The following is a 21,805-nucleotide window of genomic DNA, read 5'->3' as shown; positions in this document are numbered from 1 at the left end:
AGTTTTCACGTTAGAAGATTAACTGCGTCAGGTATCCCATCATCACTGCCATGCCTAAAATCACTGTAAGGAATGCAATAATCATCGGTGTCCTGAACATGGATTTAAGCAAGATCACCTCTGTTAAGCTGGCTCCAGCACTCCCGATAATCAGCGCCATAACTGCGCCAGTTCCCATCCCCTTGGCTACTAAAGCTGAAGCCAGTGGGATGACCGCCTCTGCTCTGATATAGAGCGGAATACCGACAATAGCACTCAAAGGGATAGCAAATACATTATCACCACCGGCATGTTTAGCGATCCATTCGGTCGGCACAAAACCATAAATCAGGGAGCCAATCAGTACACCGGCCAGCAGATAAGGAAATACCTCCCTGAACTGTTTCCACGCTTCCTGCCAGGCTAATGTTATCGGCCGTGGTTTTGCTGTCACTTCACTATTACCGCTGGTACAACATGAACTATCTGGATTGCCAGTGGGAGAACTACAAAAGCAGTTAGATATACCTGGATCTACATTAAGCCATCATATATCAGCGTTAGTCTCTGTAGGACTACTCCATCAAAACAGGGAAAGTCGGACTCTGATGTGTGTTGCTCAGTATGATGTACTGGAAAGTATCATCCAGTACTTGCAGGATGAATGTTGCATCAATATTACTTCGGTTTCGGGCCCACACCTTAATCGTAAGTTATCCACATATTCACCTTTCCCGTTACAGGGCCTACGTAGGCATTTCCATTTTTAGTGATATCGGTTGTTTGAATAAAGCGCGCAGTAAATTTTACAGTGCTTTCAGAATCAAAAATAGATTTATCAGCAGGTGTTGATTTTGTTTCCCCCTGAGTGCCAACATTTGTTTCTGTACTATTATCTACATCAATATGCGCCCCGTTATACAACATTTCTATTTCAAGACCATTAATTTTAGCTCCGCCTGATGAATCGTATAAACTGATGTTTTTACTTGTCAAAACAGAACTCCCGGCGTCTTCAAACTTGAAACGAACGTTGGGTACCTGACCTGAGCATTCCAGACTCAGGTCTACGGGTTTTTCCTCCCCTTTAGCAGGAAGCGACCTGCCAGGTACCCGCGTGCCAACCCCAACGGCAATCCAGTTTGACATAGGAATTATGTAATCTTTGGTTTTTAACTGGCAAGATGGTCTAATAATATTTATCCCCCCGCCCCCCAGTACACTGCCTATAAAACCAGAAAATTTAACGAGCGAATTGATAGAATATTGTACGTTGGTACCTTGATTAAATACAATGGGTGTGCTTGCAGCGCTATAATCCACATTACCTGTTTTAATTAACTCAGCACTCAAGTATAATAGGCCACGATTAGTTTCAAGCTGCCAAGCATGCTTCCCTGAAGGCTCTATGATTTCCACTGCTGCATAAGCAACATATCCATAATAGCTGTCGTTTAATTCATAAGCTCTATAAGCTGTGCTTTGACCATCGGGACCAATCTTCATAGAAAGTCTATTTCCCAGGGGACTACTTATGCAGTTATTTTTACATGCCTGCGATTGATCGGAATAGACAGCATATAACTTAACACCGATCCCTGGATTGTTAGTGGGTATCGGACTTATCCCTGGCCCAATAAACTTAGTTTCTAATAGTCTACTTGTGGACCCATCACCTAGTTTTAATAATGACTCATCACCACTTCCAGAGAAAGCACTGAAATTGTATAAAAAAGACACGTCAAACTTGTACATATCCCAGCTGTATAAAACCGTACCGTTAGGAAGACTGTTATCTACTATGAGTGTTTTGGGGGCTGAAAATGGACTAGTAAGAGTATCAGCATCAATACCGCTTGCGGCTTGGTTGCCATTAGTATAGTCAATAGATTCATGACCAGAAGCTCCAGCCTGCACGCTATAAACGCTCATTCCCACAATAAAACATACACGCCACTTCATTGCCACGAAATGCATATTTCGACTAAGCCAGTCAGCTAATTTAATATTTACGAACGAAATCATGGTGGTATTTAACCTCTACAATAGTACGAATAGCACGAGAAATTAGGACTGCGAGCCTATTTATGAGCAACAAGTTCAGGAGAAAGCAGGAGGTCTCTTGACCTCACAATTGCACTTCCGTCTTTAAATCTTCGCCTGCACCACCATAGTCACTCATTGCGCTGTAGGTGATCGTCGCCTTTTTCCCCGTCATTGCTTTGGGTATAGCGTAGCGCTGGCTTCCCTTTGGTGCCGGCATCTTATATTTGTCATCAAGCATGGAACCATTTACCATCAACTTGCCGAAGCTGATGTAATAGGCGGATGGATTATTCGCTGTGAGCCATGTTGTCGTACCGTCATGTTCCACGGTCCAGGTCAGGCTATTGATCGCTTCACGTGCGCCTTTAGCATTAAGTCCTTGAGGACGCACAAATACTTTCAGGCGGCTTCGGATGGCAATAACCACTTTATTGTCTGCTTCTGTTTTAGCTTTTGGCGGTATTTCCTGAATTGAAAGCCAATAAACCGATTCACGATCTGGCGTTAATTCTGCGGGTAATACGACTAAACGCAGTTTACCCTGTTTTTGACCATCGAGTCGTAACACGGGCGGTGTCAGTACCAGGGGGATATTGGCATCCTTACCATTCACATCTTCCAGCCAGGATTGCACCATATAACTTTCCGATGATTCATTGATAATCTCAACCGGGGTCTCTTTATCACTGGCATAGGCCACTATACGTGTCAGCTGGGGGCGCACGGCGCTGTAAGCCGGTAGACAGAATGAGGAGAGTAGCAATGCCGCCAGTGTGGATTTTACAAACATATTCATATATTACCCTTACGCTTAAATGGCGTGACTTAACGGCAGTTAACCGTGACTTTCTGATACCAGTTATTCTGCTTACGCTGTGCTTCAGTTTGCGCAGGCAGGATGAAACTACATTGCTGTGCGGCAGAATCGCCCCAGGTTACGTTGATCTGCTGGTCTTGCGTCGCTTCCAGGCCACTTAGATAGGTGAGGCCGTTGTTGCCCACAATACCTGCCTCCTCTTTTTCGCCTTTAACATGCGCGACTGCACCAAGAGGAATATTTTTAGTACTTTGAACCACCGCCATGGCACGGCGACCGACACGGGTAGCAAAACGTAGCAGTACCGCGGCACCTTCAGTCGGAACCACTTTGCGGGTGCTCTCTTTAAGCTCCACGCCTTCAGTTTGGGTGGTATCAAGATTGATGGTGTTATATCTGTAGGGGCTAAGATAGGTAACAATTGCCCGGCCCCAACGGTCAGTATGTACACTGCTGTTGCTTGAAACACCTATACCGCTCGCGCCCGGGGTTTCAACAATACCGATTGTGTCGCCAAGACTTTGCGATAAAATAACCCCACCTTTGTACAACACAACACCACCACTGATCCCGGCTGACACCTGGTCATTATAGTCACTGTGGCTGGCTGAACCTGTTAAACTTGCTGCATTTGCGTTATAGCCGATCGATGCGGCTTCACTGAATTTCTTTTGAGCATCTTGCTGAACATTCGCAGAATAATTGAGGCGATTATCCAAAGCGCTCGCTGAATAGTTCAGCGATTGGCTGTAATCATTGTCCTTGTTGCGCGACAAACCGTAACTCAAGCTACTGTAATTACTTTGTTGCTCACCCCAATTCAGAGGCATGCTAATACTCAGACTAATTTGATTGTCGTCGTAGTCTGTGTCTTTGGTGTAAGTATAAGTAACAGAGACGTTAGCGTGACCAATTTGAGTGCCAAAGCCACCCGACATTGATGTGGATTTATCACTGTTTTGGTAAAATCGGTCCTGACTAAGTGAAAAATAAAGGCTGCTATTGCCCTGCAATCCCTGGTTCACACTCATTTCAATTCGGCTACGGCGGCGACGATCCCATTGCTCCTCGCCGTATTCATAACCATCGATGTCTTGATAATTACTGTGATCAACAAACTCTGAAAAATCGAGGAAATCTTTTGAGCGATATTGATAGCCGAGGATCTGCAAACCCGTATCCGTGGAATCAAATTGTTTCGCGTAAAGCATACGGATCGCACTGCCGTTGACAGTTTTATTCGTATCCCAGGTATCTTGATATCGCGCTTGTGCAAAATCGAATGAGAAGGCACCAATTGTGCCTACGTTCCATGCGGCACCCACTGCAATGGACTGATATTTGTCAGACGCGAGTACCGTATTATTAAGCGTAAACGATTCGAAGCCATATTCTATACTGCCGCTGCCCACCATCGGTTTCTCACCGGGTTGACCATCAGCACGGTATTGACCAGCAGCCAAGTTATATCGCATTGCACCCGGACGGATTAAATTTGGCAGCGAAGTGTATGGCACGCTGAAAACTTGTTTACTCCCATCAGCTTCTTCAACCGTCACATTTAAATCAGCCCCAACCTGGGCACTATAGAGATCGTCAATTTTAAAAGGACCGGGGGTTAAAGTGGTGCTGTAAACAATATTATTTTTTTGTCTCACCACTAAGCGTGCATTAGTACGAGCGATGCCTCGTATCACCGGCGCATAGCTGAACTGATTGTCCAGCATCATCCGGTCGCTGGTACCCAACGTGACCCCGCGAAGGGGGACAGTTCCCATAATATTACTGGGGGTGTAAGTGTAGAGGTCCCCTACAGACATTTTACTGCGCAGCAGGGCAATATCGCGGGCAAGATACAGACGGTCGTGGTTGGATTCCCAGCCTTGTTCAGGATCCTTACTGAAAGAATCAATACTATAAAAACGCCATGGCCCAACACTCGCTATACTATTGAGGCTGACATAGCTGCTTTGACTCGAGCTATCTTCTTCACGGTCGTCACCGGTCTCCATGCCTTTAAGCTTTGAACGATAAAAATATCCGCTGTAGCTCGTCCGAAGGCTGGGAGTGCCGTTATCCCACTCTTTAGGGGAAATCATCGTAAATCTTTGACTATCAATGGCTTCTTGTGGAACCGTTATTGACAGAATTTGTAATGTGTCGTCGTATACGACCTTGGCAGAAGGTATATGTGCCTCGACATCTTCGCATTTTTGAGCCGTCCCGGCTTTAGCAGTGTTTTCGGCCCCTATATCTGAAGTTTTTTCTGTATCTTTCCAGCCCTGATATAATGAAGTTTTAATACCTACGGTGTTGAGCAATTCATAACTCAGGCAAGGGGTAACTATTCTGCTTTTTTTATCCTCTATGAAATGTATAGAAAACTGGTCAACTAATTTATCATTAAGGTAAATATCAACTTTTTTCAGACCTGGCATGACATTATTACGGTAAAGGAAAACCTCGGGAGTGGCACCCGCTTTATCTTTATGAAGAAACACATTTTCAAATTCAGTATCTGCAAGCACAGCTGAAGAAATAAAAGGAGTGGCGACCAAAAATAACAGCCAAGGTTTACAATGAAAGGTTTGAAATGAACGAGGCGATTTCTTCATAAAAATACCAACGTGAACATCCATATTCAACCTATTCACTATCGCAATAACAATGTGGCAAGGGCGTTTGTATTGCCCAAAATCGCGCATGCGTTAACAGTTGGTTATATGAACTAAAAGGATTGAAAAAATACAGTGGGAAATCCCACTGTATTATGTTGCTTGGATATTAACCAGTATGACTGTTAGTAATAGGAAATAATATACTCAGCTGTACCAGTGACCGGGCCGGCGAGAACTGTATTAGTCAATGGTTTATAGGCTGCCATATAACTTAAGGTTATTGGACCTGAAGTCGCTGGTAATACAGCACCGGGATCCTGATGGGAGCCACCATTAAGGTCAACTTGAGCCCCTCCAGGAGTTAAAATTGCAACTGCGACGTTTGTATCACCACCTACAGCGGTATTACCCATCACATAGGGATCGCTCGCCGGACTAACGGCAGCAGTGAATGCGGTGCGAACATTTCCGAGCGGAGCTGCTGCCTGGCAACCCGTCAGGAGAATGCTAAATCCTGTCTGGCCAATGTAAGATCCCGGTGTCAAAGCATTAAGGGTACTGTCTGTTATGTTCGGTAAACTCACGTTTGCATTAGCACTTGGCGCAGCACCATTAGCTGAAACCCCTGTAATAGCTGTACATGCACTTGCGGTAACCATGCCATTAAAGGTAATTGTTCCATCAGCAGCATTTGCCAATGAAGTACCTAAAATTACAGACACCACACCTGCGAGAAGATATTTTTTCATTTTATAGCTCCATTCATAAAATTTTTAATAAGTGTTTTACTAACGACGAGTTCACATGTAAATAAAATTACTAGACAATAGAATAAAAAAATAAGGTATATGCTAGTCGTGTCTATTAGATGCTAATTATCTGTGGCAGTAAAATTAAATATAAAACAGTGAAGCCGTGAAAAAATGATCACTCAGTGTTTTATAGCGCCTTTTGGCGCCAATAAAGCACATATCACTAAATAATTCTCATTAGTAGCATGCAATATTGCATTGGTGGTTTTTTTTTGATTATTCACTTTATCTTATTAATTTAATTAAGACTGTCATTAAGAGTTCCTGCAAGCCGTTCGTATCATTTAGTTAATGTCTGAGAAATATTCTCAGCACTCTTAAAGATAATAATTTCATTAAGTTGAAATTTCGCTTTCAGTAGTTGTTAGAGTATTAACACCATGTGCTCACAGTCATCAACCTACTCATTTGATTTTTTGTTCGCAGCAACATAATCTATTAAATAGACACGTGAAAAAATTTCCCCACTCATGAGTTTTTCCGTATCGACTGCAAAACCTTTTTTTTGATCTGTTGTAGGAGTGTAAGTTGCCGGAAACGAGTGCTCATTAACCAGTTCTGGCTTTTCATTATTGTATTTTCAACAAAGGTGATAGTGGACATACTTATGAATAAAGATGATTTTTCAAAAAAAAATTATAAAAATCAGTTAAATCTGCTAGTTGCATTTGACGCTGTGTATCACACCGGTAGCGTAAAGCTTGCTGCTTCACTGCTCAATTGTAGTCCCTCAAACATAAGTCAGTCCTTGCAGCGACTGAGAGTATTATTTGATGACCCGTTGTTTGTACGGGATGGTCAGAAAATAAGTTCTACAACGTTCGCAGAACAACTGTATGCAGAGACGAAGGATAGCCTCCATGAATTGCAATATGTTATAAACAATTTAGGTAAAACAAATAAGACTAAGCTAATTATTGAAAGTACGCCCTACTTTTCAATGAAATATGTACCTTTGGTTACTGAATTCCTAAACCAAAAAAATATTGAATGTGAAATTGTTAGCATCAATCATTTCGCTACCCGTTCAATGTTTAGTGACAGACTGTCTTTAAAAAAAGTTGATATTGCTTTGGGTATGAAATCAGATATGGGACATTCCAGAGAACATTTTCACATTGGCAGAGATAAAAGCGTGTTGGTTTGCAGTAAAAACCACCCCCGCCTGAAAGACAGTTATAATCATGGAGTTGATGCCCCTGAAAAAGTAGCTTTGTTATTTTCTGACACACCAGAAGTCATGAAAATGAGAGCGCTTAATCCTAATTTTTATGAAGATACTATGAACTCTTTAGTGGCTAAGTCTATATTCACTATCAGCTCTCATTTGTCTGTGTCATGTTCTTTAGCGATGATGCCAGAGTGGTATTTCAATAAATTTCAGAACGTATTCAATCTTAAATCCCTCACGTCTAACCTTGAGCTTCCCGTCATTGAAGAGTGTATGTATTTCAACAAATCCTCCATAAATAAAGCGCTGTATCAGGAAATATATGAGTATTTGAAACAACATTACAATGAGTGCTAGGTTGTACTGTAATTATTTTGATACTACCTAACGTTTCATTTTAATCACATGCAGCCCACAGCAGGAAAATAATAAATACCGGCTCGCGCTTTCCCTTGCTTCCCCCCTCGGTGGTGCTGCGATGCGCCTGGGTACTTGTCGGCCCAGACGTCTGCGAATGCATCCAGCGCCATCAGGGAGGCTTCCTCTGTCGGAGCCTGATACACCGTTTTCAACCCGCCAGTGACGGCTTTGTAATCCTTCCACGACACGTATTTCAGGCTGTTGCGCACCATATGGATGATGCACAACTGGATGTGCGTCTGAGGATAAACGCTGTTTATCGCATCCGGGAAGCCCTTCAGGCCGTCCACGCAGGCAATCATAATATCCTGAAGACCCCGGTTTTTCAGCTCTGTCAGCACACTGAGCCAGAACTTTGCCCCTTCGTTTTCTGCCAGCCACATGCCCAACAATTCTTTCTGGCCTTTGGTATTAATGCCCAGAGCGAGGAATACGGCTTTGTTAATCACGCTGCCGCCGTGACGAACTTTAACCACGATACAGTCACAGTGCATCCAGAGGTCGATTTTGCCACTCTGTTACCTGTTCTTTAACCGCATCAGTGACTTTAGATATCAGCGTGGGAGACACGTCCGCATCGTACATTTCCTTGAACTTGGCGACGATTTCACGGGTCGTCATGCCTTTGGCGTACAGGGACAAAATCTGGCTATCCATCTGCGTGATGCGCGTCTGATTTTTCTTTATCAGCTGAGGCTCGAAGGTGTTTTCACGATCGCGAGGTGTGCTCAGTTCGATCTCGCCATCGTCGCACAACAGCGTTTTGGATGAATAGCCGTTGCGGGTATTTTAGCCTGATTTTGGGGCGTTTTTCTCGTGTCCGAGGTGGTCAGTCAGCTCTGCATTGAGCGCTGTTTCGACGGTTAATTTCGTGAGTATACGAGAAAACGCATTGAGATCGGCTTCGGTTTTAAGGCCTTTAGCCAGTTCAGCCGCAAGGGCTTTGAGTTTCTTTTCGTCCATAATTTGCCTGTCTCCGTTACTGGAGTGAACATATCAAAAACAGGCAATTACACAATTTTAATTACAGTCTCAGAATAAGCCCGGCAAACCCTTTGCCTAAATAATCGGGCGAGGTAAAAATAGCCTCTATAGCTTGATTTCTGATATTCCAGCACTCTTCTGCCTCTGCAGGCGTTGCCAATCTAACTTTCATCACTTCACTCCCCATTTGCGCGAATTTACCTGAATCACGTATTCACCCGAACCTTTACTTTTTTCATACCCTATTTAAAATGTCTATAATCATTTCTTCTTTATAGGTATTCGTCCAATGCGCCATTGATGCTGCCGTCTATCTGACGGCCAATTTACTAGTCCCGACTTATCGGGCCAGTTTCTGGCATCTATGGAGTAGTTACATGACGAATTCATTCATTACGCTTGAAAGCGTATCTTTTGTATTACCTGACGGCACAACGCTGTTCTCACAACTCAATGAATCTTTCGACTCACGTCATACCGGCCTTGTTGGGCGAAACGGTGTGGGTAAAAGCGTTCTCTCGCAAATTCTGGCCGGGATAATCCCTCCTTCATCGGGCAGATGTAACTGTTCCGGCGTTGCGTATTATCTGGCTCAGCAAACCCACTATCAGGCAGAAATGACCGTTGCAGAACTCGCAGGGATTCAATCCATTATTGGCGCACTTGAGCGCATCGAAATGGGGAGTGTCTCAATGGCAGATTTTGAATTGGTCGGCCAGCAGTGGGATATACGCCAGCGTTTGGACATTGAGTTAGAGCGGTGTGAACTGGGGCATCTTGCGCCATCAACACCTGTCAGCCAGTTGAGTGGCGGCGAAGCCATGCGCGTGTCACTCATAGGGGCCTTGCTTTCACAGGCCGATTTTTTGATTCTCGATGAACCCAGTAACCACCTTGATAGAGCAAACCGTCTTGCATTGATTGCTCAGTTACAACGCTGGCCTGCCGGGCTATTGGTGGTAAGCCATGACCGAGAATTGTTGGAATCGATGCAGCGGATTGTTGAGCTTTCTTCCATCGGCTTGAACAATTATGGCGGCAATTACTCGTTTTACGCCCAGCAAAAAACGCAAGAAACACAAAGCGCACTTCAGCTGCTGGAACAGAGAAAACGTGAACGCCAGCGCGAACAGAAGAACCTTCAGGATCAGAAGGAACGTTTAGAGAAACGGCAATCGCGTGGTCATCGCCAGGGGCGAGAAGCTAATCAGGCTAAAATTTTGCTGGGCGGACAAAAGCAACGCAGTGAATCGTCGGTCGGTAAATTAAACCAACTCCATCTCGCCGCTCAGGAATTACTTGATCAACGCGTGCATGAAGCGGCAACGCGCGTTGAAGATAATGCTGAAATCGTTGTGCATTCGCTTGCTGTGAACTCTCCTTCACGGCGTCTGGTTGCAGAGCTAAATCAGATACAACTGCCTTTCGTGACAGCTTTTTCTTCACCATTGAACCTGTCGATATACGCTCAGCAACACATCGGTATCGTTGGATGTAACGGCTGCGGAAAATCGACACTTTTAAACGTACTATCTGGCAAACTTCAGCCATTAAGCGGTGCTTTACGTATCCCACATGGCCATACCTTACTTAATCAACATCTCGACAACCTTGATCCGCAACGTTCAGTTCTGAAGCAGATACGTGAAGCCAACCGCAATGCCAGTGAAGCTGATTTGCGCATGCGGCTTGCGCAGTTGGGCCTGGATGCTCACAAAATCCAAATTGCCAGCGGATGCCTGAGTGGTGGTGAGCGCCTGAAAGCTGCGCTGGCGTGTGTGTTGTACGCTGACCCCGTGCCACAACTATTGCTGCTCGATGAACCCAGCAACCATCTGGATTTGCCTTCTATTCAGGCACTAGAGACAATGCTGCGGACTTATCAAGGGGCATTGGTGGTTGTTTCGCACGATGAGACGTTCCTGAAGAGCCTGAACTTAACAGAACGCTTATCTATCACCGACGGTAGCTGGAAACTTGAGGCGTGTTAACGTTTTAAGGGTAGTAAACGGTTATCAGCATGAAATCTAGCGTGTGACGCTTGATTCGATCATCATGTTTTTAATAGGCTCTTTGTCGCTACCACAATGGCTATCGTGCAATCTTGCAATGCAAAAGGTGAATGATCATTGAATATGAATAAATATGGTCAGCCTGTGGGTTTCCCACTTCCCGACTGGCAACCTGCACCCTTTCCAGCCCGAGCTCAGCTCAGTGGCCATCACTGTAATCTTTTACCTCTTGAAACCAGCCATTGCGGTGATCTTCTCGAAGCCTTCTCACAGGCGCCTGATGATAGAGACTGGACCTGGCTTGGTGCTGAGCAGCCTACCTGCTTACAGCAAATGCAGCTTTGGGTTGAGAATAAAATTAACGATCCCGGGCTGGTTGCATGGGCCGTGGTGGACATAAACAGTGGTCTTCCGGTTGGTGTCGTCTGCTTTAGCAATATTGATATTGTTAACGGTGCGATAGAAATAGGACATGTCACTTGGTCACCCAAGATGCAACGAACCGCCATGGGCACAGAAGCCATATTTTTGTTGCTGAAAAATGCATTTTCTCTGGGCTATCGCCGTGTGGCATGGCGTTGTGACTCGCTCAATTTGGCTTCCAGAAATGCTGCAGACAGACTGGGTTTCAAGTTTGAAGGACGCTTCCGTCAGGCCATGACACGCAAACAACGCAACCGTGACACGGACTGGTTATCCATTATCGATATTGAATGGCCAACAGTGGAAAGCTCACTTTCAGGCTGGCTTTCGCCGGGCAATTTCACAGCCAGCGGACAGCAAAAGCGCAAACTTGCGAGTTTTCGAAGTCACCCATAACGTTTTCAATACTGATGCAATATGGTCGCTGGTGCGGCCATATTTGCTCCATCGTATTACGTTATTGCCCGCTATCAGTGATTTCAGCCCTCAGCCATTGCTCGAAAGCCTGTAGTGCAGCGTCATTTATTCCAGTCTCTACTGGTTTCACCAGGCAAAAGCTTTTACTTAGCACTACAGATTTGGGCCAGGGCGCTGCTAGTGCCCCGCTGCTGAGATCTTTTTCAACATACATCCACGGTACTAATGCCACGCCATCCCCTGCCAGCGCCGCTGCGATTGCCATTTCGTGAAGGTCATATCTGACCCCTTGAGCCGGGTTATCGAGGACAATTCCACTTTCACAAGCGTAGCTATACCAGGCCTCTGGATTTTGTCTGCGATGAATTCGCGGTAGTTCGTTCAACTGGCTGGAAAGATTTGTATCTGTAAGCAGCTCTGGATGACATACCGGAACCAGATTCTCCTTAAACAGAAAATCCATGCGCATACCCGCCCACGCGGGGTGATCAAAATGCACTGCAGCATCAAAACCACTACCGGTAAGAATAAATGGATCGATTCTGGCCGCTATATTCAGTGTGATGTCTGGATGCTGTTTTCTGAAACTGCTTAAGCGAGGAATGAGCCAGCGGCTGGCAAAGGTCGGCAGCGCAGCTAACTCCAGACTTCTGTTTCCTTCCGGCATTCCGGTTATGTATTGAGTATCTCGGTCCAGGCGCTCAAGCGTTTCACCCACGTGACGTGCATAGCGCGCCCCGACAGGATTGAGCTTCACGCGACTTCCCGTTCGGTCAAATAGCTTACATTTCAGTAGCGATTCGAGGCGTGCAATTTGACGGCTGATGGCACCTTCCGTCAGCGAGAGTTCTTCTGCCGCACGGGCAAAATTACCGTGTCTTGCTGCGGCTTCAAAAGCCAGCAACGAAGCGCTACTGGGGATATTTCTACGCATAACCGCTGCCTTTTTAGTTGAGGGTGGGTTTTATTGTCAGTGACAAAATGTCACTGAATGATGAAATAATATCGATTCAGAAGCGATAATACAGCGTGTAGCATGACGAAATGTCAGTTGAAGGATATTCCTTCTCCACAATTTGTCTTGCTCTCAAGAGGAACCGTTCATGAGCTACCCGTCCTTTGCATCTCATCAAATCGGTGATTACCAGGTTACCGTCCTGAGTGACGGAAATATGTCTGCAAGCCTTGAATTATTGTGCGGTATTGATATTGCTGAAGCTGGTGAAATACAGCGTAATGCCGGGATTGCTGAACCAGGCAATATTCACATCAACTGTTATCTTATCCGTGGCGTTGGGCGAACCATTTTGGTTGATGCTGGTACAGGTGGTCTGAATAATGCTGGAGGGAAGCTCAAGGAAAACCTTTATGCGGCCGGAAGTAGCCCAGAAGAAATCGATACGCTTCTTTTAACTCACGGTCATCCTGATCACATAGGCGGCCTGCTCGATATTGAGGGGCGCCCGGTTTTTAAGAATGCGACACTCCATCTTAATGCTCTGGAAGCAAAATACTGGCGCAATGATACCTGGCAAAAACAAGCAAGTGAGCGTGGTCAACGCAATTTTGCATTGGCGCGCCGAACGCTGGATGCCTATGAAAAGAGTGTCAGTTTTTTGGATGGGAATGAGATTGCTAAGGGTATTCACCCGGTCTGGCTACCGGGTCACACGCCAGGTCACACCGGGTTTCGCATTGAGTCGGATAATAAAAGCCTGGTGATATGGGGAGATATTGTCCATTTCCCACATATTCAATCTGCACAACCGGCTGTTTCTATTGCGTTTGACTGCGACCCTGTTCAAGCCGAAGTGACCAGGAAAAAAATTCTGGAACAAGCAGCCCGAGAAAAATGGCTCATTGCAGGAATGCACTTTGCCAGACCGGGATTTGCTCACGTTATTCCTGAAAATGATGGGTATCGTATCGCATACGTTGAAGCCTAACAGGCTGCTGTAGAGCAAAGGATTGCTCGGAATCAATGCTTTGAAACTTTCGTTTTATTCAATTCACAGTGAGCTGGAATAACCGTAAAAAAGCGACTTTGCCCTTTTCTGTAATTACCACCTCTCTGTAACCAGCGATTTTAGTTATCCACCCCTTTTGTTCAAAGAACAGCATCAGTGCAGCACCGGCACCGCCTCCAAGGTGAAATCTTCTCTCGCTCCAGTCAAGGCAAGCACAGGAGCTTTTGCGCCTGCTATTTGGATCGATGAGCACGCCCATATTCTGAAACTGAAGCGTTCCTGTCGGCGAAAGCAGATTACCATCAGGAGAAAACCAGCCTTCTTTGAACATGAAGTTATAGATTCCAACAGCAACTTCTCCGGCCATATGGTCGTAGCATGTCCGGGCAACACGTAAATGTGACGGTGTTTTGGTCTCAAGCGTCTTTCCACTGTGCATTGATACCACCATCAAAGTTTCAAGAAGAGCTGCAATATCGCTTCCAGCCAGGCGGTAATAACGATGCCGCCCTTGAGACAGGCATGTAACTAAGCGGCTATTAAGCAGTTTTGCGAGATGCGCGCTTGTTGTTGATGCGGCGATATTGGCAACCGTACTTAATTCTGTTGCCGTCCATGCCCGACCATCCATTAGCGCACAAAGAATGCTGACCCGCGATGGGTCAGCAATGGCTGATGCAACAACTGACATGGATGTTTCGAGATAGTCAGTTTCATCAACAGCAGTTTTTGAAACTTTTAAATTCATTCCGCAGGCACTTCCCATTGTTTGGTTACTTTAGCGGCAAGGTCGTTATTGTCGGTCAGAAGAATCAAACGATTATTATGATCACTATATTGTACATTGATATTAATTCCATTCAGAGCAATGACCTTGGCAATTTCACCGAGCTCTCCAGGCTTTTCTTGTTTTAATTTTCTGATTAATGGCAATGTGATATTTTTAACATTCAGACCAGCCTCGCTAAGCACTTGTGCCGCAAGCTCACCATCTTCAACCAGAAAATGAGCATGGCTTTCATCACCGATGGTAAAAACACCTCCGCCTTCAAGTCCTATCCCACTTTGGCCGAGTAAAGATCCCAGCGATGACAGTGCACCCGGAGTATTGGTAAGAATAACGTGAATATCAAACATGGCCAGAATCTCTATTTTCAGATGAATAATCGCGCAGGACATGTGCAACTCTGATTCTGTAAAAAGAAAATATAGATTCCCGCCCTTCAAATTGAGCAGCCTGGTGTTTTAGGTTTTGTTTCCATGCTATGACAGACTCTTCACTTTCCCACCATGACAGCGACAGGATTTTTCCTACGGTATTCAGACTTTGAAAACGCTCAATTGAAATAAAGCCTGCAATTTGCTCCAACTCTGGCTTTAATTCTGCAGCCAGTTGTAGATACCGCTCTTGTTGTGTAGGTATGGCATTCGCTTCAAAAAGTACCGCAATCATAATACTGCTCCTGAATGTACGCTTGTGAAGCCTACTATAGGGATTCAATAAGATGATGCTTCGTTGGTAAGCGAAGTATGAATGTTCAGGAGAAGTTACAGTGGTTTTCATCGCCATTACGTGCGCTGATTTGTAAGCTCAGCGCAGGTTCTTTGGCGCAATTCGCCAGAGAGAATCTTCATAAAAGATGAGGATTGCTGGCGTTAGCCGCTACGATCTGTGGGCAACAGTATTAGCGAGGTACAACAAACAGTGATTTGCATTTTGGGCAGAGCAATGTTTGCCCCTGGCGAATTTTGTTGGCGGGAAAAGAGGCTTTATTTCCACAGATTGGACATGTCACAGTGCCATTTGTGGCGTTACTAAAGCGCTTCATTGCATAATCGAATATAGACATGAGGATTAGCCTTTCAATGAATGAGGTTCATCGTATCACGCCCTGATCAAATAGCGCACAAATTATCCAGTAGACAATTGAATCTTAAATTAATAAAAATATCTGCATCCATATAATCAAAAATTCACCATTAAAAACTGCACCTTAATGCGTTGAATATTCAACAGTTGGGGTGCAGTCCAGGTCGTTAAATTATGATAATTTAAAATGTCTGCCAGTGACCTTCTGATGCATGTTTTCCCTGCTTCGTTGGGACTAAGAGCGGAGCCACAGGCATTGTGTTTTTATCTTCACCATTCAAGCGTAAATTATTGGTTCTTTTTTGAAGTTCTACCACCTGGTTTTTTAGAACATCTGAGGATTCGGCGAGTTCCACAACGACTGCAGCATTACTCAGAGTAACTTTTTCCAGCTCGGACAAAGCAATGGTTATTTGTTGAATACCTTTTTCCTGCTCATTCGTGGATATGAAAATATGCTCCATCAGCATGTTAAGATCATCTGATCCTGAAACGATGTCGTGCATGTTTTTTTCTGCTTCAGATACAAGTTTTGCACCCTGCATTACATTGGTATTTGTTTTTTCAATCAGCGCTTTTATGTTTTTGGCAGACTCAGAGCTTTTTTGAGCTAACACTCGGACTTCACCCGCCACCACTGCAAATCCTTTGCCGTGCTCACCCGCTCGCGCGGCTTCAACCGCTGCATTAAGCGCCAGGATATTCGTCTGAAACGCTATCCCATCGATAATGCTAATAATTTCGGTCATTTTCTTCGAACAATCAGTAATGGATACCATATTCTCAGTGAGTTTATGCATCAACTCACTCCCATGACCTGCAGATTTATGGGCTTCATTGGTTATATCGTTTAACTGGCGGGTGTTTTCTGCATTGCTCTTTGTCCCCGCTGAAATCTCTTCCATGCTTGATGCTGTTTGCATCAGCATGGCCGATTGTTGTTCAGTTTTGACGGAGAGTTCGGCACTTTGGTTAGCCAGCGTGCCGGATAAAATGCTGGCCGAATTGGATGATTTTCTTATATCCATGACCAGACTGGATATTTCTTTTGCGAGGCTATTTATCCCTGGAATTAATTTCCCCGCACAGTTATTGCCAAACTCGCGGATAGAAATTGATAAATTCCCTGAGTTGATTTCATCAATATTTCTTTTAACCTCGTTAATCGGCCTCACAAGATATTTAGTCATGTAAAACCATAAGGTTGAGATCAATACAACGCCGACGATGTTCAACATGAGGATGACACTCACATTTGCTACCAGAAGGAAGGCCATAAGATCAATAAAGACAAAAGAGGCAGATATAAAAACAAGGATAACGGTTCTTACGCTGTAGTTGTTAAGCATACCTAACCCTATAACATGTTTTGCTGGTTCTTTATTTATTGTCGGTATTGATGAAAAAGCCAGTGCATAATTGAAATTGAAGCTATGTATTGCCATAAGCAAATGAAATAGTTTTTTACACTTCTTTACCCTTCTGCTTTTGAAGCTGAAAAATTACCCTATAAAAAAACGGCACCATCGCGCCGTTAGCTTCTCTAGATTATTTACTGTTCAGAGCGTCATCTGGCCAGTATTTGTAACCATTAACCATGGCTTGTGCGGCAAGCCCCTTCTCGGTGAGTTCGTAAACATCGACTGATTTAGGCACTGCCACACTGTCCGGAGCAACGGCACTTGCCGAAGCCCCCAACGCAGGCAACCCTTTATCGTCATATTTGGCCGCGGCATTTGCATCAGCGCCAACAATATAGCCATTCTTAATAAAATCGCTCAGCGCTTTGCTGTCCTTGAACACCAGAACGGTTCGCTGTTGCTTCACGCCCATCCCCAATCCTGCCCCGGCCTGTGCCATTTTCATATAGGTGTCTTTCCCTGACCTGAGGTCTTTCACAACACCATATCCACTGCCAAACCCAAATAACAAAATCTTGCTACTGTTATTGGAGAACACCGCATACCCTTTTGACTTCAGGATCTCACTGCGGGCTTCAGGGTGGACCTTATACAGTTTCATCAGCGTATCAATTCGCATCTGCTGAATGGCACTTCGTTGCTGGCTAGCCGTATCGCCCTTTGCGCTACAACCTGCAATGGCCAAAGCGGCAATTAGAAATAGCTTTTTGTACTTCATGTATATCCTGATTCAAAAAATAGGCGGCAAAACGAACAAATTCTGTTGCCAAATACCAAAAATAAGAATGCGGATTTTATGTTTCAGCAGTGTTGCATGTTATTTAATTTGTGCTGATTTTTATTTTCTTTGTTTATTTTTATACAAGATTTAACTGGAAATGATTTTGATATTGAAGGTCAGTGCGGCGTGCGCAAAAAACAGCCAACCAGCTAATTAAGTGGATATTACGATGAATGTTATATAAGGTTATTTTTCACTTGATTATTGACGGAGTCTTTACTCATGAAACGTAAAAGTAAAAATATAGCTGAAGCATATTTCTTTTCGTTCTTAAGCTACCTGGTGACAAAGTGGGTTTTTTCTGATCTTTACTATTTCATGCCAAAATATCTATATCCTAGGCTATCTATAGTGTCGATTTTCTTCGCACTAAGTTTTGGTTTTCTAACCTACAAGTTATATAAACTTATCATTTGGGCATTTACAGATTAACCCCCCAGCGTACTGCCTGAATAATAACGCAGTGCGATTTTGCAATTAACAAAAACCATTAGTAAAAGTTAAGTATGATGGTATATGTCTGCTGAACCAAGCATTTAGTGAGAGAACTAAAAATAATGACGCGCGCTTTACCTTTGTTTGCTGCTGGCAGTCTACGGCTGGCTTTAACCCCGCTACTTAACCATTTTACCCAACTCACAGGGATTGAGGTTGCGGCACAATACGGCCCGGCAGGGTTGTTGAGAGAGCGCATTGAAGCTGGAGAGCCCTGCGCCCTTTTCGCTTCTGCCAATCGGGAGCATCCCCAACACTTACTTGCGACAGGTAAAGCGACCAAAACCCAGACCTTCACCTGGAATCAACTGGTATTAACTACGCAAAAAAGTGGCGACTGGCTAGATTTGCTCACTGACCCAGCACTACGGATTGGTACTTCCACGCCTGGGTGTGACCCGTCTGGTGATTACACATGGGCACTGTTTGATAAACTCGAACAGCTTCAGCCAGGTCTTGGGCAGCAACTGCGCCTGCGGGCAATTCCGCTGGTTGGTGGCCGTGATACGCTCAGCGTCCCGCCAGGTGAACTGGCTAGCGCCTGGATTTTACGCCACGGCTTCGCCGATGTGTTTATTGGCTATGCGCATTATGGCAAAGCGTTGAGCGGGCAGCTGGATATCCGTTGCGTACCAATTGCGCCAGAACACAATATTCGCTGCGAATATCAGTTGGCTGTGCTCGAGAATTCCGCAGAGGTAATGGCACTGGTTGAATTTATTCTTAGCCATGAAGGACAAGCGTTTCTGACTAGCGCTGGTTTTTTACCACTCACTTCTCAATCGTAAAGAGTGGCGCAACAAACGGGGTGGCATAGTTGCCCATCCTGATTTTCCGCAACGTTAAACCATAAGCTTGAGACAGATTCTCTTCAGAAGCGATGGTATCGGTCGCGCCGGCCAACCATTTCCCTCCAGGCAAAAGCAGCAGCGTATGGGTTGCAACCTGCAATGCATGAACTGGATCATGGGTGGTAAAAATGATGCCGCGATGCTGGCGGTGAGCCAGATCGCTAATCAGTTGTAACACCACCTGTTGGTTGGCTAAATCCAACGCTGAACAAGGTTCATCCAACAATAAGATTTGGCTGGCAGTCACAAGCGCGCGGGCAATCATCACTAATTGCTGCTGCCCGCCAGAGAGAGAAGTAAAAGGTGTTGAAACCAACTGTGCAATATTTAACTGCTCCAGCGCCTCGATAACTTTCTGCTTATCCGCACTGCCCGGTTGTGAAAATAGCTTCACATGCTGCGCCCTTCCCATCAGCACCACATCGCTTACCGAGTACGGAAAGGGCAAGTGCGAATGTTGCGCAACAATACCAATGCCACCCTCATTTTCTATATTCCCAGCGAGGGGTTTTAATGTACCTGTCAGCGTGTCAAGCAAAGTGCTTTTCCCCAAACCGTTGCGTCCGAGAACTGCCCAAACCTCCCCTTGCTGGCAGTGAAAGCTGAGCGGTTCAAACAACGGCTCTTTGTGTCCGTATAACAGTTGCTGAACACGTAATTCACCCGTTTTCATCGACGGCCTCTACGGCTTGAGTGTATTAGCAAAAAGGTAAACAGCGGTGCACCCAATAAAGCGGTGATGATTCCCAATGGAATTTCGGCTTGCATTAACGTGCGGGCAATATCATCAACGACAATCATAAAGCCGCCCCCCATCCAGAATGCTGTCGGGAGTAAACGACGATGGTCAACCCCCACCAGAAGACGCGCCAGATGAGGAATGACTAATCCGACCCACGCAATACTGCCACTGACAGCGACCTGTGCTGCTACCAAAAATGCACAGCAAACCAATACGCTGCGTCGAAGGGGTACCACGGAAATACCCAACGCCTGCGCGTCTTTATCGTTAAGTGACAATAGGTTAATGCGCCAACGTAACTGGAACAAAATCGTAGTAGAAATTATGACCGGAACAGTCAGCATCAAAACTTTATGCCAGTTGGCGGTTGCGAAACTCCCCAACAACCAAAAAACGATGTTAGGTAAAACTTCTTCTGTATCGGCCTGATATTGAATAAGGCTTACTAGGGCTGCAAAAAAACCACTCAGAATGATACCGGAGAGAATCAGCACCAATGCGTTTTCTCGCCCCTGCAAGGCGGCGATCGCATAGACCAGAATCAATGCGCTCAGTCCGAAGAAAAATGTCGACCCCATCATCATTAATGGTTCAAGACCAAGCAGAATCGCCAGCGTGCCACCAAAGGCTGCGCCTGACGTCACGCCGATGATATGTGGATCAACCAGCGGGTTATGGAAAACCCCTTGCAGCGTTGCTCCACATAAACCCAGCGCGCCACCGGCAAGCAAAGCCATCAGAATACGCGGTAGTCTTACCGTCCAGATGACCTGGTTGGCAATGTTTTGCGTATCGGAGAAATGAGTTAGCTGATGGAGAACTTCACTTAGCGTAAGTGAATATTGACCTAAGCAAAGTGAAGCAACTCCCAGCAACAGCACTGAGATAATCAGTACCAGTTGCTGGGGAATTAATGACTCACTACTTAGCATCGGGCTGCCAGTTCACACGATAAAAGTTCTGGTAGTAATCTTGCGCCTGGGCATCGACATCGACGTTTTTATAGGCATCCGGATAGAGTTTTTTCGCCATCCACAACTCGCCAATCGCCATGGCTTCCGGCATTGGGTAACCCCAGGCTTTCGCATATTCCGGCATTAACCAGACACGATGGTTTTTCACGGCATCAATACCCTGCCAGTTCGGGTCATTCAGAATTTCAGTCACCACCTGCGGATAGCGATCCTGCACGAAGATAACTTGTGGATTCCACTGTAATACCTGTTCCAGAGAAACCTGGCGCGCGCCTTTTACGCTGGCTGCGGCGACGTTCAACGCACCTGCATGCTTCATCATAAGCCCAGTGTATTTACCTGAGCCATAAGTCATCAAATCAGGGTTCGCCATGTAGACACGCACTTTCTGCGTATCAGGGATATTTGCAACCGGAGCGTTAAATTTCTCACGCGCCGTAAAGGTATACTTGATGAGTGCTTCACCCTCAGGTTTGCGCCCCACCACATCTGCAATGAGACGGATACCTTGTTTTAGCCCTTCGTTGTAGGCCAGCTCTTCATCCGCCATCGTCGGATTCATTTTATCCTGTTGCCCGTCAGCATCCTTTCTCAAAGAGACTGCCACGACAGGGATTCCAGCACTCTGAATCTGCTGAATCATCTCAGGGGGTGCATAGTTGGCGACGAATACCACTTGCGGGTGAATGGCCAACAAGCTTTCGATATTTACCGAGGTGAGATCACCCGGAGTCGGCAGCGAGGTAATCTTAGGCATAAAGCGTGAAAACTCAGGGCCAAGCTGTTTTTTCCAGCTGGTCATCACACCTGCTATTTCATTTTGTGCATTAAGCTGAACCAATAGATTCAAGGTCTGATGCTGTAACACCACCACTTTTTCAACATGATCAGGAATAGTGACCTGGCGACCAAGTTGGTCAGTGATGATTCTGTCTGCCTGAGCGTTCAATGCGAAAAACATACTGGTGAGAACCAGTACGATATTACGAAGGATTAACATAGTTG

Annotated in this window: 20 protein-coding genes and 3 pseudogenes; 6 read left to right on the top strand and 17 right to left on the bottom strand. The window is 45.3% G+C overall.

The window, feature by feature from the left end; genetic code table 11:
• Positions 1-10: 10 nt before the first annotated feature.
• Positions 11-490, bottom strand: a pseudogene (locus M977_RS21915) (permease); the annotation flags it as partial.
• Between M977_RS21915 and M977_RS24675 the strand changes: the two are divergent.
• Positions 465-749: pseudogene (locus tag M977_RS24675) on the top strand (ArsR/SmtB family transcription factor); the annotation flags it as partial. The pseudogenes M977_RS21915 and M977_RS24675 overlap by 26 nt on opposite strands.
• Here M977_RS24675 and M977_RS21910 read toward each other — a convergent pair.
• The 4 genes from M977_RS21910 to M977_RS21895 all read right to left on the bottom strand — a co-directional run bounded on the left by M977_RS21910 (position 682) and on the right by M977_RS21895 (position 6,209).
• Positions 682-2,004, bottom strand: coding sequence for a hypothetical protein (locus M977_RS21910; protein WP_064518860.1), 1,323 nt, complete (start codon positions 2,002-2,004; stop codon positions 682-684). The pseudogene M977_RS24675 and the gene M977_RS21910 sit on opposite strands and share 68 nt — an antisense overlap.
• 103 nt (positions 2,005-2,107) lie before the next feature.
• Positions 2,108-2,821 carry a fimbrial biogenesis chaperone gene (locus M977_RS21905; RefSeq protein ID WP_083962985.1) on the bottom strand — a complete coding sequence of 238 codons (714 nt, stop codon included), beginning with the start codon at positions 2,819-2,821 and terminating at the stop codon, positions 2,108-2,110.
• Between the two features lie 29 nt (positions 2,822-2,850).
• Positions 2,851-5,481 carry a fimbria/pilus outer membrane usher protein gene (locus M977_RS21900; protein ID WP_167351112.1) on the bottom strand — a complete coding sequence of 877 codons (2,631 nt, stop codon included), beginning with the start codon at positions 5,479-5,481 and terminating at the stop codon, positions 2,851-2,853.
• 161 nt (positions 5,482-5,642) lie between these two features.
• A complete protein-coding gene (locus tag M977_RS21895; protein ID WP_064518859.1) occupies positions 5,643-6,209 on the bottom strand; it encodes a fimbrial protein in 567 nt (188 codons plus the stop codon).
• 670 nt (positions 6,210-6,879) lie between these two features.
• On the opposite strand from M977_RS21895, the gene M977_RS21890 reads away from it, so the two are divergent.
• A complete protein-coding gene (locus tag M977_RS21890; RefSeq protein ID WP_157092109.1) occupies positions 6,880-7,800 on the top strand; it encodes a LysR family transcriptional regulator in 921 nt (306 codons plus the stop codon).
• 116 nt (positions 7,801-7,916) lie between these two features.
• On the opposite strand, the pseudogene M977_RS25035 reads toward M977_RS21890, so the two are convergent.
• Both M977_RS25035 and M977_RS26030 read right to left on the bottom strand, forming a co-directional pair.
• A pseudogene (locus M977_RS25035) lies at positions 7,917-8,826 on the bottom strand (IS256 family transposase); the annotation flags it as partial.
• Positions 8,827-8,887: 61 nt separating this feature from the next.
• The gene (locus M977_RS26030) at positions 8,888-9,019 is read right to left on the bottom strand and encodes a hypothetical protein (RefSeq protein WP_280643861.1); all 132 of its coding nucleotides are present in this window, start codon (positions 9,017-9,019) and stop codon (positions 8,888-8,890) included.
• 205 nt (positions 9,020-9,224) lie between these two features.
• On the opposite strand from M977_RS26030, the gene M977_RS21875 reads away from it, so the two are divergent.
• Both M977_RS21875 and M977_RS21870 read left to right on the top strand, forming a co-directional pair.
• On the top strand, positions 9,225-10,838 hold the full coding sequence (locus tag M977_RS21875; protein ID WP_064518856.1) for an ABC-F family ATP-binding cassette domain-containing protein: 1,614 nt from the start codon (positions 9,225-9,227) through the stop codon (positions 10,836-10,838).
• 138 nt (positions 10,839-10,976) lie between these two features.
• Positions 10,977-11,678 carry a GNAT family N-acetyltransferase gene (locus tag M977_RS21870; RefSeq protein ID WP_064518855.1) on the top strand — a complete coding sequence of 234 codons (702 nt, stop codon included), beginning with the start codon at positions 10,977-10,979 and terminating at the stop codon, positions 11,676-11,678.
• Between the two features lie 61 nt (positions 11,679-11,739).
• On the opposite strand, the gene M977_RS21865 is transcribed toward M977_RS21870, so the two are convergent.
• A complete protein-coding gene (locus M977_RS21865) occupies positions 11,740-12,633 on the bottom strand; it encodes a LysR substrate-binding domain-containing protein (RefSeq protein WP_064518854.1) in 894 nt (297 codons plus the stop codon).
• A gap of 169 nt (positions 12,634-12,802) precedes the next feature.
• Here M977_RS21865 and M977_RS21860 point away from each other — a divergent pair, with 169 nt between their 5' ends.
• A complete protein-coding gene (locus tag M977_RS21860) occupies positions 12,803-13,645 on the top strand; it encodes an MBL fold metallo-hydrolase (RefSeq protein ID WP_064518853.1) in 843 nt (280 codons plus the stop codon).
• A 58-nt stretch (positions 13,646-13,703) separates the two neighbouring features.
• Here the strand turns inward: M977_RS21860 and M977_RS21855 are convergent, their stop codons facing one another.
• From M977_RS21855 to M977_RS21835, 6 genes are all read right to left on the bottom strand, one after another.
• Positions 13,704-14,414, bottom strand: a complete 711-nt coding sequence (locus M977_RS21855; protein WP_064518852.1) for an ArsR/SmtB family transcription factor — start codon at positions 14,412-14,414, stop codon at positions 13,704-13,706.
• Positions 14,411-14,803, bottom strand: a complete 393-nt coding sequence (locus M977_RS21850; RefSeq protein WP_064518851.1) for a hypothetical protein — start codon at positions 14,801-14,803, stop codon at positions 14,411-14,413. Before M977_RS21850 ends, M977_RS21855 begins: the two co-directional genes overlap by 4 nt.
• Positions 14,796-15,119 carry an antibiotic biosynthesis monooxygenase family protein gene (locus tag M977_RS21845; protein WP_064518850.1) on the bottom strand — a complete coding sequence of 108 codons (324 nt, stop codon included), beginning with the start codon at positions 15,117-15,119 and terminating at the stop codon, positions 14,796-14,798. Before M977_RS21845 ends, M977_RS21850 begins: the two co-directional genes overlap by 8 nt.
• Positions 15,120-15,351: 232 nt before the next feature.
• A complete protein-coding gene (locus M977_RS25895) occupies positions 15,352-15,516 on the bottom strand; it encodes a YnfU family zinc-binding protein (protein WP_226812007.1) in 165 nt (54 codons plus the stop codon).
• A gap of 202 nt (positions 15,517-15,718) precedes the next feature.
• A complete protein-coding gene (locus M977_RS21840; RefSeq protein ID WP_064518849.1) occupies positions 15,719-16,885 on the bottom strand; it encodes a methyl-accepting chemotaxis protein in 1,167 nt (388 codons plus the stop codon).
• Between the two features lie 199 nt (positions 16,886-17,084).
• Positions 17,085-17,675 (bottom strand): lipid-binding SYLF domain-containing protein, encoded by a 591-nt coding sequence (locus tag M977_RS21835; protein ID WP_064518848.1) that lies wholly within the window; start codon positions 17,673-17,675, stop codon positions 17,085-17,087.
• Between the two features lie 620 nt (positions 17,676-18,295).
• Here M977_RS21835 and M977_RS21825 point away from each other — a divergent pair.
• A complete protein-coding gene (locus tag M977_RS21825; protein ID WP_064518846.1) occupies positions 18,296-19,021 on the top strand; it encodes a substrate-binding domain-containing protein in 726 nt (241 codons plus the stop codon).
• Here M977_RS21825 and M977_RS21820 read toward each other — a convergent pair.
• The 3 genes from M977_RS21820 to M977_RS21810 are packed head-to-tail and all read right to left on the bottom strand — an operon-like array spanning position 19,005 to position 21,800.
• Entirely contained in the window at positions 19,005-19,757 is a 753-nt protein-coding gene (locus tag M977_RS21820) for an ABC transporter ATP-binding protein (RefSeq protein ID WP_064518845.1), read from the bottom strand. The two genes, M977_RS21825 and M977_RS21820, sit on opposite strands and share 17 nt — an antisense overlap.
• Positions 19,754-20,758 carry a FecCD family ABC transporter permease gene (locus tag M977_RS21815; protein WP_064518844.1) on the bottom strand — a complete coding sequence of 335 codons (1,005 nt, stop codon included), beginning with the start codon at positions 20,756-20,758 and terminating at the stop codon, positions 19,754-19,756. Before M977_RS21815 ends, M977_RS21820 begins: the two co-directional genes overlap by 4 nt.
• On the bottom strand, positions 20,748-21,800 hold the full coding sequence (locus tag M977_RS21810) for an ABC transporter substrate-binding protein (RefSeq protein ID WP_064518843.1): 1,053 nt from the start codon (positions 21,798-21,800) through the stop codon (positions 20,748-20,750). Before M977_RS21810 ends, M977_RS21815 begins: the two co-directional genes overlap by 11 nt.
• Positions 21,801-21,805 lie beyond the last annotated feature (5 nt).

Origin of the sequence: Buttiauxella gaviniae ATCC 51604 (assembly GCF_001654835.1) — a bacterium.
Lineage (GTDB): Bacteria > Pseudomonadota > Gammaproteobacteria > Enterobacterales > Enterobacteriaceae > Buttiauxella > Buttiauxella gaviniae.
This window is presented reverse-complemented; position numbering and strand designations above follow the sequence as displayed.